Origin of the sequence: Catenulispora subtropica (assembly GCF_039531675.1) — a bacterium.
GTDB classification, from domain to species: Bacteria; Actinomycetota; Actinomycetes; order Streptomycetales; family Catenulisporaceae; genus Catenulispora; species Catenulispora subtropica.
The window spans coordinates 1-12,783 of sequence record NZ_BAAAQM010000032.1 but is presented as its reverse complement, the minus strand read 5'-3'; the positions used below and the strand labels follow the sequence as shown (position 1 = coordinate 12,783).

Genomic DNA, 12,783 nt, shown 5'->3' with positions numbered 1-12,783 from the left:
GGGCGAGCCGTGCTGCGGCGGGCGCGCGCTGCGGCCAGTGCGTGCTCCGGCTGATCCCTGCTCCAGCCAATCCGTGCTACGGCCGCTCCCGCAGCACCTGCCGCGCCACCAGCGAGGCGTGCAGCTCCCCCAGATCCTCGGCGCGGTGGGCCGACAGCCCCGTCAGCTCGCTGACGCGCCGCAGCCGGTAGTCGATCGTGTTGGGGTGCACGTGCAGCGCCGCCGCCGCGGCCCGCCGGTCCCGTCCCAGGCCCAGGTAGGTCTCCAGGGTGACCAGCAGCTCCGGCTTCGGTGCGAGCGCCTCCAGGCGCGCGGCGAGCGCGGGCAGCGCCGGTGAGGGACGGCTGAGCTGGTAATCGAGCAGCACGTCGGCCAGGCGGTACAGACCCGGCGGACGGCCCGTGGCGCCGACCAGGTCGACGATCTCGGCGGTGCGGGCCGCGGCGGCCGGGACCTCGGCGGCGTCGGCGACCGCGACCGCGGCGGTGACCTCGGCGCCGGCCGCGGCGGCCGCGTCCGCTATCAGGGCCCGGAGCCGGTCGTGATCCGGCGGCGCCGCGTCGTCGAGCGGCATCAGGGCCGTGCCGCGGTCGGACCGGAACGCGGTCAGGCAGGGCTGGTCGCCGAAGGTGTCCAGCACCTCCCGGACGCGCCGCACCTTGCGGCGGGCCGCCACGCCGGTGGCCGCGGCGTCCTCGTCGGGATGGCGCTGCAAAGCCAGGGTCAGCACCGCGTACCGGGGCGCCACCTGCGCCGTGCCGTCCGGCTCCGCACCCGCCAGCAGCGCGGCCATCAGGGCGTGCCGGCCGTTGTGCTCCTCGCTGTCGATCACGCGCCGCGCGGCCAGATAGCTCTCGCTCACCGCGCACAGGATCCGGCGCTGCAGCCCGAGCAACAGCTCCAGTACCTCGCGCAGGTCGGCGTGGTCCGCGGGCCGCACCCCGGCGGAAACCTGCGACCACACCATCGCGATGCCGAGCTGGTAGGCGGCCAGAATCGCGTCCAGCGGCACACCCTCCTCGGCCCGTCGCTGCGCCGACTGCCGCTGCTCGGCGAGCTCGGCGTCCTCCGGCACGCGCCGGGCCTCGATCGCGTCGGCGAACATCCGCACCGAGTGCTGCACGATCGCGGCGATGTCGCCGGCGACCTCCTCGCCGGGCAGCGCCGCGTACACGGGCAGCTCCTCCAGCAACCGGGCCAGGACCCGCCGCGACAGCTCCGGCGCCAGGGCCCTGAGATCGGCGGCGACCGGGCGCCCCGCGATCCGCAGTGGTTCGGCGCCTTCCCCGGCTTTGTGACCCGTCACAGAATCCCCCACCGAAGTCTGGGTCGCGGTCCAGTTAATCAGTGTGCGAAGAGTCTGCATGATGACAGGCGGCAGCGTCCACAGCCGGCCCGCGAGAAGCATGGAGGAGCCCACATGAAACAGCGTCGCGGAGCGAGTCCTCAACGGGTGGTGCCGGGAGACGGGTGGGAGAAACCGTCACGTACCGCCAAAGCCGCCGCGGGGCTGTGCGCCCTGCTCGGCGCCGTGTCCGCCACCACCGCCCTGTCCACCGCCACCGCCTCGGCCGCCGCGGCCCCGCAGGTCTACGTCGCCCTCGGCGACTCCATGGCCTCCGGCCCGCTCATCCCGGACCCCACCGGCGAGCTGGCCTGCGCCCGCTCCACGCACAACTACGCCCACGACATGGCCGCGACCCTGGGCATCCCCACCCTGCGCGACGTCACGTGCAGCGGCGCCAGCACCACCGACATGACCAACCCGCAGTCGCTGTCCATCGGCGGCGTGGCGGCGGGCACCGCGCCGCCGCAGTTCGACGCCCTCAGCCCGGACACCACCCTCGTCACCCTGACCATCGGCGGCAACGACGTGGGCCTGGTCGGCGTCGGCCAGGACTGCATGCAGCTGAACCCCTTCGCGGCCCCCTGCAAGGGCCGGTACGTCGTCAACGGCGTGGATTCCGTCGCCGCCCGCACCGACGCCTTCGCCCCGAAGCTGGCCGCGGTCCTGGACGGCATCCACCAGCGCTCGCCCCTGGCCCGCGTCCTGGTCACCGGATACGGGCTCTACATCAAGGCCGGCGGCTGCTGGCCGGTCGAACCAGTCCTCGGCTCGGACGCCACCTGGCTGCAGAGCGAAGTCGACTACCTGAACACGACCATCGCCACCACGGCCGCCGGCCACGGCGCCACCTACGTCGACGTCCGCACCCCCAGCGCCGGCCACGACTCCTGCCAGGCCGAGTCCGCCCGGTGGGTCGAGGGCTACGTGCCGCTCACCCTCGCCGCGCCCCTGCACCCGAACCAGGCCGGCGAGGCCGCCTACGCGCGGATCGTCGGCGCCGTGGTCGCGAACGGCTGACGCACCACGCCTATGTCCCTCCGACCCCTGACACGCTCGGCGGCGGGCCTCGCGCTCGCCGCCGGGCTCGCGTTCGGCCTCCTGGCCGCCCCTGAAGCTCAGGCCGTCACGGCCGCGCCATCCGCCGTCCCCGACGCGTCCCCCGCCGAGGCACCCGCACACACCGGCTGCGACCCCATCGCCGGAACCTCGTGCCTGCTGCCGTTCCCCGACGACTGGTACACACGCCCCGACCACTCGACGCCGACACACCGCCGCATCGACTTCTCATCGGCGGACCTCCCGGCCTCGGCCCTGGCCGGCGCGACCGACCCCACCTCCTGGAACCGCCTCGACGGCTTCTCCCCCGGCTCGGCCCTGGTGCTGACCGTGACCACCCTCGACCCCGCGGCCAGCGGCCTGGCACCCGTCACCGACATCGGCCGCTCGCTGGCCCGCAACGCGCCGATCGTCGTCCTGGACGAGAACACCGGCGAGCGCTGGCCGTACTGGGCCGAACTCGACGCCAACGACCCCCAGCACAGAGCCCTGCTCGTCCACCCGGCCCGCGACTTCACCCCCGGCCACCGCTACGCGGTCGGGGTCAGGAACCTGCGAACCTCGGCCGGCGCGGCGATCCCCGCCCCCGCTCCGTTCGCCCGCGTCCTCGGCCACCTGCCCCACAACGACCCACTGCGGCAACGGCAGAAGGAACTCGAACCGGTCCTGCGCACCCTGTCCCACGCAGGCGTCCACACCTCAGGGCTCTACCTCGCATGGGACTTCACGGTCGCCAGCACCACGAGTCTGACCGGTGACCTGACCACCATCCGCGACGACGCCTTCGCCCGCCTCCACGGCGAAGCCCCCACTTTCACGGTCACCGCCGTCACCGACCAGACTCCCGCCCAGGACCCGGACATCGCCCGCGTCGTCGACGGCACGATCCAGGTCCCGAGCTACCTTTCCCAGCCCGGCGGTCCCACCGGCTCGGTGTTCCACCGCGACCACGACGGCCAGCCTGCCCAGCTGCCTGGCAACGTGCAGACCGCCCGCTTCCGCTGCGAGATCCCCCGCGCGGCCTGGATGACGCCGTCGCAGTCCTCCCTCTACGGCCACGGACTGCTCGGCAGCCGCAACGAGGTCGGGGCGGGCAACGTGAAGGCGATGGCCGAGGAGCACGACTTCACGTTCTGTGCCACGGACTGGATCGGCATGGCCGCCGAGGATCAGAACACCGTCGTCACCGCCCTGGAGGACCTGAGCACCTTCCCCGCCACCACCGAACGCGTCCAGCAGGGGGTACTCAACGCCCTGTTCCTCGGACGCGACCTGATCCACCCCGCCGGATTCGCCTCCTCCCCGGCGTTCCAGACCGCTGACGGCCGCCCGCTGCTCGATCCCCACGCCGGCGTCGTCTATGACGGCAACAGCCAGGGCGGCATCCTCGGCGGCGTCCTGGTCGCGGAGTCTCAGGACGTGAAGCGCGGCGTCCTCGGCGTCACCGCCATGAACTACAGCATCCTGCTGAACCGCTCGGTCGACTTCACGGCCCTGCAACCAGCGCTCGACGCGGGCTACCCGGACAAACTCCAGCAGCAGCTGGTGTTCCAGATCCTCCAGATGCTCTGGGACCACGCCGAGACCAACGGCTACGCCGCCCACCTCACCGACCATCACCAGGTCCTGATGGACATCGCCTTCGGCGACCACCAGGTCGCCAACGTGGCGGCGGACGTCGAGGCCCGCACCATCGGCGCCCGTCTGCACGTCCCGGCCCTGAGCCCCGGCCGTTCCCCGGACACGACCCCGTACTGGGGCATCCGGCCGGTCCACGGACCGGCCCACGGCTCAGCCATGGTGGTCTGGGACAGCGGCACGCCCCCGGCGCCCCTCACCAACACCGCGCCCCTGGGCCCCCCGTACGGCCACGACCCGCATTCCGACCCCCGCAATTCACCTGCGGTCCGCACGCAGAAGGCCGTGTTTCTCACCACAGGTGTGACGATCGACGTCTGCGACGGCACCCCGTGCACCGAGCCGCCCGCAGGATAGCAGCCCCCTGACTCCATCCCCTCGGAGAAAGAGGACCCACGAGATGAAGCACCGCCGCCACGCCATCGCCGCCCTCCTCGCCCTCACCGCCCTGGCGCCCCTGGCCACCGCCGACGCCGCCGCCTGGACCCGGCTCCCCTCCTACCAGACGTGGACCGCCCTCACCGCCCTGGCCCGCGGCCAAGGCGTCTCCACAGACGGCACCTACTATTACTTCTCGGGCACCGACTCCCTCGACAAGGTCACCGTCTCCAATCTGAGCGATGTGAAGACCCAGTTCGGTGCGATCCCCGCCGTCCTCGGCACGACCTACGGCTCCGACCACATCGGCGACAACGACACCGCCGACGGCTACGTCATCGCCCCGATAGAAGACGGCAGCAACTACCAGCACCCCCTCCTGGCCCTCTTCAACGCCTCAGACCTCAGCTACACAGGCCGCTACGTCCAACTCCCCTTGGACCTGATGCCCGGCGGCGTCCCCTGGGTGGCGGTAGACGCCACAGCGGGCCTGGTCTACACGGCGCCCTGGAACCAGGACTCTGCCTCGGGCAGCGACCACCTGGTCGTCTACAGCCTCAGCGACCTCCTGACCCTTCCCGCCGGGGCAGCCCTTCCCCCACTCCGCACGGTGAAGCTCTCCCAGCCCCTGAGCCGCATCCAGGGGGCGAAGATCTGGCGCGGCCAACTCTGGGCCTCCGCCGACATCTCCGGCAACAAGTCGGTCTGGACCATCGACCCCGCCACCGGCACCACCACCTGGCAGTTCGCCCAAGACGTCCAGCCCAACGACGAAGTCGAGGGCCTGGTCGCCCTCGACCGCGGCCCCTCCGGCGGCCAACTGCACATCCTCAATGTGGGCTCGGGCTGGAAGTCCATCTTCTTGTACTTCCAGCACTACGCCAGCAGCTGATTCCCGGCGCGGCCGGCCCACTCCACGGGCCGGCCGCGCCAGTGGCGACGCTCAGCTACAGGCGACACCATTCACTGTGAACGAGCTCGGACTGGTGTCGTCGGCTGCCCAGGTGCCTTGGAACCCGAACGACGCGGACGAGCCGGCGGCGACGGCGCCGTTGTAGCCCATGTTCACCGCCGTGACAGAGGTCCCCGTCTGGGTGACTGTGGCGTTCCAGGCGTTGGTGACCTTCTGGTCGCCGGGGAACTTCCAGCCGACGGTCCAGGCCGTCCACGCAGCCGAGCCGGTGTTGGCGACGGTGACGTCGGCGGTGAAGCCTCCGCCCCACTCGCTCGCCTTGGTGTAGGTGACGTGGCAGCCGGTCCCTGAGGATGGCGTGGTTGAGGGCGTGGTGGTCGGCGTGGTCGAAGGCGTCGTGGACGGCGTCGTGGACGGCGTGCTCGAAGAGGAGGAGCTCGAACTGGAGCTGGTTGAGCTCCCAGTCATGTCTCCATACACGATCCCCCGCCCATTCGTCCCCACGTACACCCGCCCATAGACCCGCGGATCCCCCGTGATCGCCGCACCGATGTTCCCCCACTGATGCTGATCGTCGTTGACGCGCACCCAGGAAGCCCCGTAGTCGTCTGACCGGAAGATCCCACGCACCCCGCCAATCTGCGCAATGGTGAAAAGTGCCTTGTCCGTATGACCGGGGGCAGGAGCACCGAAGCCGACGTTGTCAGCCTGCGCCACATTCGCCAGCTTGCTCCACGTCGCACCGGAGTCGGTCGAGTGCCAGAGCCCGTACGCACCCGACGTCGACCCTCCCGCCAGCCACAGGTCACCTTCAGTACCGGGCACCGCGTGGAAGTTCGCGCTGTTCTTCGGAAGCCCGGATGCGGCCGAGGCGGCGAAGGTCTTGCCGCCGTCCGTGCTGACGTAGAACGTGCCGGTGGAAGCGGCGAAACCGTAGAACTTCTTGGCGTTCACGCGATCGCTGCGAACTTGCGCACCGGCGGGGATGCCCGTCGACGCCGTCCACGAACTGCCGGAAGTCGTCGTATAGCTCACCGCGGCTCCGGCAGGCGACCACACGGACGCACTCCCGTCAGCAGCCATCGCCACCGTCCCGCCGCCCGTCACACCAGAAGGCTGCGACGACGCCGCCCACCAATCGGCTCCGTTGTCGGAGGAGAACGCCGCGGAGTTCACCGTCGAGCTGCCGTTACCGACCCGCACGACATCGTTGGGATTGCCCTCGGCGTAGTCCAGGCTCGTCGACGTGCCCCAGTTGGGGCTCTGGTACATGAGCGCCGGAACCTTCGTCAGATCCGTATGCCGGAAACCGTCGACATCCCCGAGCGCCGAGAGCAGCGGCGCCCCCGACGGCGGCGATACCAGGTCGTTGACAGCCGTCTCCTCGATGCCCTGGGCCATCACCGAGATCTTGACCTTCGCGCTCCCCGAGTCCCACGCGGTCAGGTTCGTCGTCCCGTACAGCGTGGCGCCCGTGCCGTACATCATCCGGTCGCTGTTGAAGGGATCGATCGCCAGCCCCTCCGACATCCACCCCAACTTCGGCGTCTCCTCCGGCGGCGACGGATTGTTCCCCCACGACAGCCACGGCGAAGCGGAGACGTCGAGCGTGTACTTGTCCACCCGCGTCGGGTAGCCGTTGTACGCCCACGCGTTGCTCCACGTGGCGCCGCCGTCCGTCGACCGGTAGATGTACGTGTCCGGCCACCACGAGCTGTAGCCCGTCACCATGATCGTGTTCGGATGCTGCCGGTCAATGGCCAGACCGGCGTAGCCGTAGTAGTCGTTCGAGGTGTCGCTCGACTTCACCGGACTGATCTGCGTCCAGGTACCAGTGGCGATCGCGTACTTCCACACGTCGCCCGAGCTGCCGTCGTACGGCCCGCCCTTGTTGCTGGTCGTCACGTAGAGATAGCCGCCGACCGGGTCGACCAGGCCCTTGTGGGCCATGAAGCCGGTCGGTTGGCCCGCGACACGAGTCCACGTCGCACCGGCGTCGGTCGACTCGTAGATGGTGTTCTGCAGATCAGCCACCCCGACGAAGATGGTCTTCGTCGGCGATCCCGAAGTACCGGACGCCTTGTCGAAAGCGACCCAGGTGACGCCCTGATTGTCGGACAGGTACCCCGTGGTATCGGTGGAGTCCTGGACGTAGTCGCCGGCGTTTGGAAAAGCGGAGACCTGGGACCATGTGACACCGTAGTCAGCGCTCTTCCACAGGCCATGCCCGCTAGGCATCCCCATGTACAGCACCGCGTCGTCGTTGGGATCGACCATGAGCCGCTCGCCCATGCCCCGGCCCGGCATGTTCCCACCGAGTTTGAACGGCAGCGCGGTGGCCGTCCAGGTGGTTCCTTGATCCGTCGACCGCAGAATCGCGCCGTTGTTCGGATCCCAGCTGTTCGTGTACATTCCCACCGCCGCATACACCCGGTTGGTCTGCACCGGATCGGCAGCGATCGACACGATCCCCTGCTGGTTCCAGGTGTTCCACCCGACCCAGTCCGTCAACGGCGTCCAACTGCCCGCGCTCTGATTCCAGCGGTACATCCCGCCGATATCGGTCCGCGCGTAGATCACGTTCTGCGCACCCTCGTTGAACACGATGTCCGGCACGTAACCGCCGCCGACGATCGCAGCGTTCTTCCACGTGTAACCAGATGTGGCGGCCGCGGACGCGGTCCCCGCCAGTGTCGCGCTGACTGTGCCGAGCCCGACCGCCGCTAGGGCGGCACCGAGGACCGCGGACAGGCCGCTCTTCCAGCTTCTTCGCATGATGCTCCCGGAGTGGGACGGACGATGGTGGTGAAGCGCTTCGACTGAAGGGTGAGACTATGGGCGCTGATTCCATCTGTCGACAGCGTCATCAGCCCCTACCAGCATGATTCCTAGGTCGAATCAGTTCGACAAAGCTCACGGTGCGAAACCGCAGGGGCCCGGTGCCTGGCGGCACCGGGCCCCGCACGAAACATTCAGCGCTCAGCGGTCAGAGCTTCGGGTAGGCGTTGGTCACCTCCTGCTGGAACTCGGCGCCGAACCACTGGCCGGCCGGGACGTCACCGGTGTTGAGCGAGCCGGTGGAGTAGGTCCCGCCGTTGCCGTCGGTGTTCGTGCCCGCGGGGTCACAGTGCGGGTCGCCGTGCGGGTGCGTGGGGGTCACGTAGTCGCCGTCGGACTCGCCCGGAGGCTTGATCCAGACGAAGGCGATGATGTGGTTGCCCGCCCCGTACGGCTGCACCGTCGGACGGTCGCCGATGCCCGCGCCGGCCTGGTTGCACCAGTCGCCGCGGAACGGCCGCTGGTCGATCTTGTTGGCCGCGACGTAGGCGTCGACCGTGGTCGGCGAGGAGTTGAGCGCGGTGGGCCGGTTCGGACCGCCCCAGCCGTTGCGCGAGGTGTCGATCAGCATGCCGATGTTCGGCGAGAATCCCTGGCCGGTCAGCTGGGTGTACATGGCCTGGTCGTAGCTGTACTCGTCGAAGTACGGGTTGTACTGGTAGAACTTCGCCGAGTCGAGCGGCTGACCGCCGACCTGCAGGGTGGAGTTCGGCAGGAACGGCTCGGTGGTCGGCGTGTAGTTCGCCGTGTCCGAGATGAAGCCGTCGACACTGGCGAACCCGGCGGTGGTGGCCCGGGCGACCTTCGCGTACTCCTGTGCGGCCGGGCCCATGTTGGAGGACCAGCCGAGCCATGCGGAGTGCGCGATGTCCACGTAGTTGTAGACGTTGGAGATCGCGTGCAGCTTGTTCAGCGCGTACTCGACACCGGTCTCGTAGAACGGCGTCGCGGTGGCGCAGGCGGGCTTGCTCTGGTTGGTGACCGCGTTGGGCAGCGAGTCCGGCTCGATGACCGCGGCGATCCGGATGCCGGCATACTTGGGGTTGCCCAGGATGGCGGCGATGGGGTCGATGTACTGAGTCTCGTACTCGGTCAGGCCCGCCGCGGTGGCCGGGATCTCCCCGTTGGAGGCGATCGCCGCGCAGTCCCGGCCGGGCAGGTCGTAGATGACCACCTCGAACAGGATCGGCGTACCCGCCTTCTGCTGCGCCAGCGCCTGGTCCAACTGCCACTGCAGACCGTGGTGCACGGCGTCGTCGCCGGTGATCGCCCCGATGTGGTCCATCCACACCGCGGTCTGGAAGCCGGCCATCTTGGCCTCCGAGGCCGCCAGCGTCGGGTTGCTCGACTGGTCGGCCGCGACCTGCGCGTTGACCTCTCCGGTGTAGTCGGGGTTCAGGTACTGCGTGGCCCCGAGGAACGGGTTGGTCACGTGCCCGCCCCCGCCGCCGGTGGGCGTGGTGGTCGGGGTGGTGGTCGGCGTCGTGGGCGTGGTCGTCGGAGTGGTCGTGGGCGTGGTGGTGGGCGTGGTCGTGGGCGTGGTGCTGGGCGTGGTGGTCGGCGTCGTCGTCGGCGGCACCGTCCCCGAGCACTGCACCCCGTTCACCGAGAACGACGTAGGCGCCGTGTTCGTCCCGGAGTAGCCGAAGTTCGCCGCCGGCGTCACGCTTCCGCCGGTGGCCACCGAACCGTTCCAGGACAGGCTGGCGACGGAGACGTTGTTCCCCGACTGCGTCCAGGTCCCGTTCCACCCGCTCTGCAGCGTCTGGTTCCCGGCGTACGAGTACGTCAGGTTCCAGCTGGTCCACGCCGGGCCGTTGTTCGTGATGACCACCTGCGCCCCGAACCCGCTGCCGGAGTCCCAGGTCGTCGAGTACACCGCGGTGCACCCCGGAGTGGACGCGGCGTTCGAACTCGTCGCGGTCAGCGCGGCGAACCCGCCGGCCACGGCCATGGTCAACCCGGACGCCACGAAGGCGCTCGTCAAGCGCCGGGCCGGCCGCTCGGTTTCCTGATTCATCTCTGCTCTCCCTTCTCTCTCAGACCCCGAACAACTGGCCGTAGACCGCCTGCGCCATCGCCGCGTCGGACTGCGCCCAGAACCGGTGGTAGGTGAACGACGGCGCGGCGCCGCCGTCGAGGTAGCTCTGTACCTTCGAGAAGCTCGGGTCGCTGGTGTACCAGGGCCGGAGCTTCAGGAACGTGTTCGTGCTGGAGGAGATGCTGTTCCCGAACGGGTCCTTGCCGGTCCAGCCCGACGGGATGTAGAGCCCGGCGTGCGTGGAAGAGTCGTACGCCTGCGAGAACCGGTTGTAGTCGGTCCGCGTCTCCGGCGTCGCGATCCCCAGCGAGTCCTGGTCGTTGCCCCACATCACGTCGAGCAGGTTCTTCGCCAGGGTCTGCGCCGTGGTGTCGTTGGCCTTGGCCGCGTAGTAGGACAGGGTCTTGGCCAGCGCGGAGGCCACGCCGACGTCCTGGCTGTAGTCCTTGACCGCCACGTGCAGGTTGGTGTTCGCCTGCGGGTTGCTCGGGTTCCAGGTGTTGGGCTGCCCGGTCCAGGTCAGCGTCGACGGGATCTGCCAGGCGCCGGTCGTGGTGTCGACGGAGGTCACGCCCTCGGCCCAGGTGACCCACTTCTTCAGGATCGCGCCGACGGTGGCGTCGCCGGTCGAGTAGTAGTACTCGGCGAAGCGCTCCATCGACCAGGCCTGCATGCCGAACCAGTTGTTCGACGGCGGGTCGTGGTAGACGGGCTGCCAGTCGTAGTACATGCCGTAGAACGTCGGGTCCCCGGTCGGCGGCGTGCCGTAGTGGCCGTCCCAGCTGTTGGTGGCCCCGCCGGCGATGGCGCCGTCGGCGGACTGCAGCCACTGGAAGAACTCGATCTGCCGCTTCAAGCTGGTGCCCCAGTCGGCGACCGCGGTCGCGCCCTTCGGAGCCTCGGCGGTGCTGGTCGACAGGGCCCACGCGGCCATCGGGTTCTGGTACCCCTGCGCCGCGGCGCCGTCGCCGATGCGCCAGGCCCAGGAGCCGGACGTGGACTGCGAGCCGCCCCAGGCGTAGTACCAGCCCAGCAGGTAGTCGTCGCTGCTCTTGCCGGTGCCGCCGGGGCAGGAGGTCGGCGAGGTGCAGTTGCCGATCTGCTTGAAGTACTTGTCGAACATCGCGTACCGCAGGTAGTCGCCCATCTTCCCGGCCTTGGCGACGGTCGCGGAGACCTGCGACTCCTTGCCCTGCGCCTTGGCCCAGGTGTCGGCCCAGTAAGCGGCCTGCACGGTGCGGGCGTCGGCGTCGGGGGCGTCGGTGAACTTCCACTGCGCGGTACCGGTGCCCTGGACGAACAGGTCCAGGTAGCCGTTGGGGCCGCCGTACTTCAGGCTGTCGCACGTGGGCTGCGGGACGGTCTCCCAGACCGACTCGTCGGCGCCACGCTGGTAGGAGTTGATGTAGGACGGCTTGCCGGTGTTGGGGCCGAGCTCGCAGCCGCCGCCCGGGGTGTCCCCGTAGCCGTACTTGTTGTCGACGTCCTCCAGCCAGTGCATGCCGTAGATGTCCGAGGTGCCGTAGGCGGCCTGCAGCTCGGCGGCCAGCGGGTCCTGCCCGGTCGGGATCGAGCTGTTGAGCGCGACCGGGTACTGGTCCGGCTGCGGTTCCTCGGGCGCGTACTGCGCCGGAGAGCTCGCGTTGTAGGCGCTGTTCGTGGGCTGATCCGCGTGCGTCGGGATCATGTACTGCTCCATCAGCGCCCAGGCCGCGTTGAACTTCGTCCAGTCGCCGGAGATGTTGCCGTACATGGCCTGCAGGTAGATGTCGTAGCTCCAGGCCTCGGACGTGGTCTCGTGACCGTAGTCCGGAGCCTCGACGATCAGCGTCTCGACCGAGTGGTACGGGATGCCCAGCGGGCTGAAGTACCCGTTCGCCGAGTTCATGATCTTGTTGTAGAGCGTCATGAACCGCTGCTCGTAGGAGCCCAGCGCGCCGGTCTCGGTGACCACCGAGGACCCGGAGGTGTAGCCGGTGGCCGCGGAGGTGAAGGTCGCGTTGCCGGTGCCGGAGGCGTCGGCGGTGATCGTGACGTTCTGCGGCGTCTGCCAGTTCGACGGCGTGAAGGTCAGCGTTCCGCCGCCGGTGACCGACAGCCCGGTGTTCCCGGACGTCCGCGTCGTCGTCACCGTGACGTTCGCCGTGGGCGCGGACGACAGGCTGACGGCCAACGTCCCCGTCCCGCCCTGCGCCACGCTCAGCGCGCTCGGCGTGACCGTGACCGCGGGAGCGCCCGTCACGGTGATCCCGACCGGTGCCGAGGTCGACGTCGCGCCCTGGCTGTCATAGGCCTTGGCCGTGATGGAATAGGTCCCGGCCGGCACGCTCGTCCAGTTGCAGGCATACGGTGAGGCCGTAGCCGTGCAGGCGAGCGTCGTGCCGTTGTAGAACTCGACCTTGCTGATCGTCGCCCCGTCCGAGGCCGACGCCGTGGCCGCCATCGGCACCGTCGCGGGGGCCGTGTACGAGGCACCGGCCGCCGGGCTGGTCAGCGCGACGGCGGGCGGGGTGTGCGCGCCGTTGCAGACGGTGCCGTTGACGGTGAAGGTGGTGGGTGCGGGGTTGGTGC

General features: G+C 69.7%; 7 protein-coding genes. 3 read left to right on the top strand and 4 right to left on the bottom strand.

Annotation, left to right across the window (positions count from 1 at the left end; all coding sequences use genetic code 11):
* Positions 1 to 76: 76 nt before the first annotated feature.
* Complete coding sequence (locus ABD466_RS25605) at positions 77 to 1,306, bottom strand: RsbRD N-terminal domain-containing protein (protein ID WP_344659715.1); 1,230 nt, start codon at positions 1,304 to 1,306, stop codon at positions 77 to 79.
* A gap of 114 nt (positions 1,307 to 1,420) precedes the next feature.
* On the opposite strand from ABD466_RS25605, the gene ABD466_RS25600 reads away from it, so the two are divergent.
* From ABD466_RS25600 to ABD466_RS25590, 3 genes are read left to right on the top strand one after another with little or no spacing between them, the layout of a single operon-like run.
* The gene (locus ABD466_RS25600) at positions 1,421 to 2,365 is read left to right on the top strand and encodes an SGNH/GDSL hydrolase family protein (protein WP_344659714.1); all 945 of its coding nucleotides are present in this window, start codon (positions 1,421 to 1,423) and stop codon (positions 2,363 to 2,365) included.
* 12 nt (positions 2,366 to 2,377) lie between these two features.
* Positions 2,378 to 4,399: a hypothetical protein gene (locus tag ABD466_RS25595; RefSeq protein WP_344659713.1), complete on the top strand. Its 2,022-nt coding sequence runs from the start codon at positions 2,378 to 2,380 to the stop codon at positions 4,397 to 4,399.
* 43 nt (positions 4,400 to 4,442) lie between these two features.
* Positions 4,443 to 5,312 carry a hypothetical protein gene (locus tag ABD466_RS25590; RefSeq protein WP_344659712.1) on the top strand — a complete coding sequence of 290 codons (870 nt, stop codon included), beginning with the start codon at positions 4,443 to 4,445 and terminating at the stop codon, positions 5,310 to 5,312.
* A 51-nt stretch (positions 5,313 to 5,363) separates the two neighbouring features.
* Here ABD466_RS25590 and ABD466_RS25585 read toward each other — a convergent pair whose 3' ends face one another.
* The 3 genes from ABD466_RS25585 to ABD466_RS25575 all read right to left on the bottom strand — a co-directional run.
* Positions 5,364 to 8,108: a cellulose binding domain-containing protein gene (locus ABD466_RS25585; RefSeq protein ID WP_344659711.1), complete on the bottom strand. Its 2,745-nt coding sequence runs from the start codon at positions 8,106 to 8,108 to the stop codon at positions 5,364 to 5,366.
* Between the two features lie 211 nt (positions 8,109 to 8,319).
* The gene (locus ABD466_RS25580; protein ID WP_344659710.1) at positions 8,320 to 10,191 is read right to left on the bottom strand and encodes a glycoside hydrolase family 6 protein; all 1,872 of its coding nucleotides are present in this window, start codon (positions 10,189 to 10,191) and stop codon (positions 8,320 to 8,322) included.
* 19 nt (positions 10,192 to 10,210) lie between these two features.
* Positions 10,211 to 12,783: glycoside hydrolase family 48 protein (locus ABD466_RS25575; RefSeq protein WP_344659709.1), on the bottom strand; the 2,573-nt coding region annotated here is incomplete at its 5' end.

Coding starts and splice junctions, on each gene's coding strand:
- ABD466_RS25600 (WP_344659714.1), top strand. CDS start 1,421: ATGAAACAGCGTCGCGGAGCGAGTCCTCAACGGGTGGTGCCGGGAGAC.
- ABD466_RS25595 (WP_344659713.1), top strand. CDS start 2,378: ATGTCCCTCCGACCCCTGACACGCTCGGCGGCGGGCCTCGCGCTCGCC.
- ABD466_RS25590 (WP_344659712.1), top strand. CDS start 4,443: ATGAAGCACCGCCGCCACGCCATCGCCGCCCTCCTCGCCCTCACCGCC.
- ABD466_RS25585 (WP_344659711.1), bottom strand. CDS start 8,108: ATGCGAAGAAGCTGGAAGAGCGGCCTGTCCGCGGTCCTCGGTGCCGCC.
- ABD466_RS25580 (WP_344659710.1), bottom strand. CDS start 10,191: ATGAATCAGGAAACCGAGCGGCCGGCCCGGCGCTTGACGAGCGCCTTC.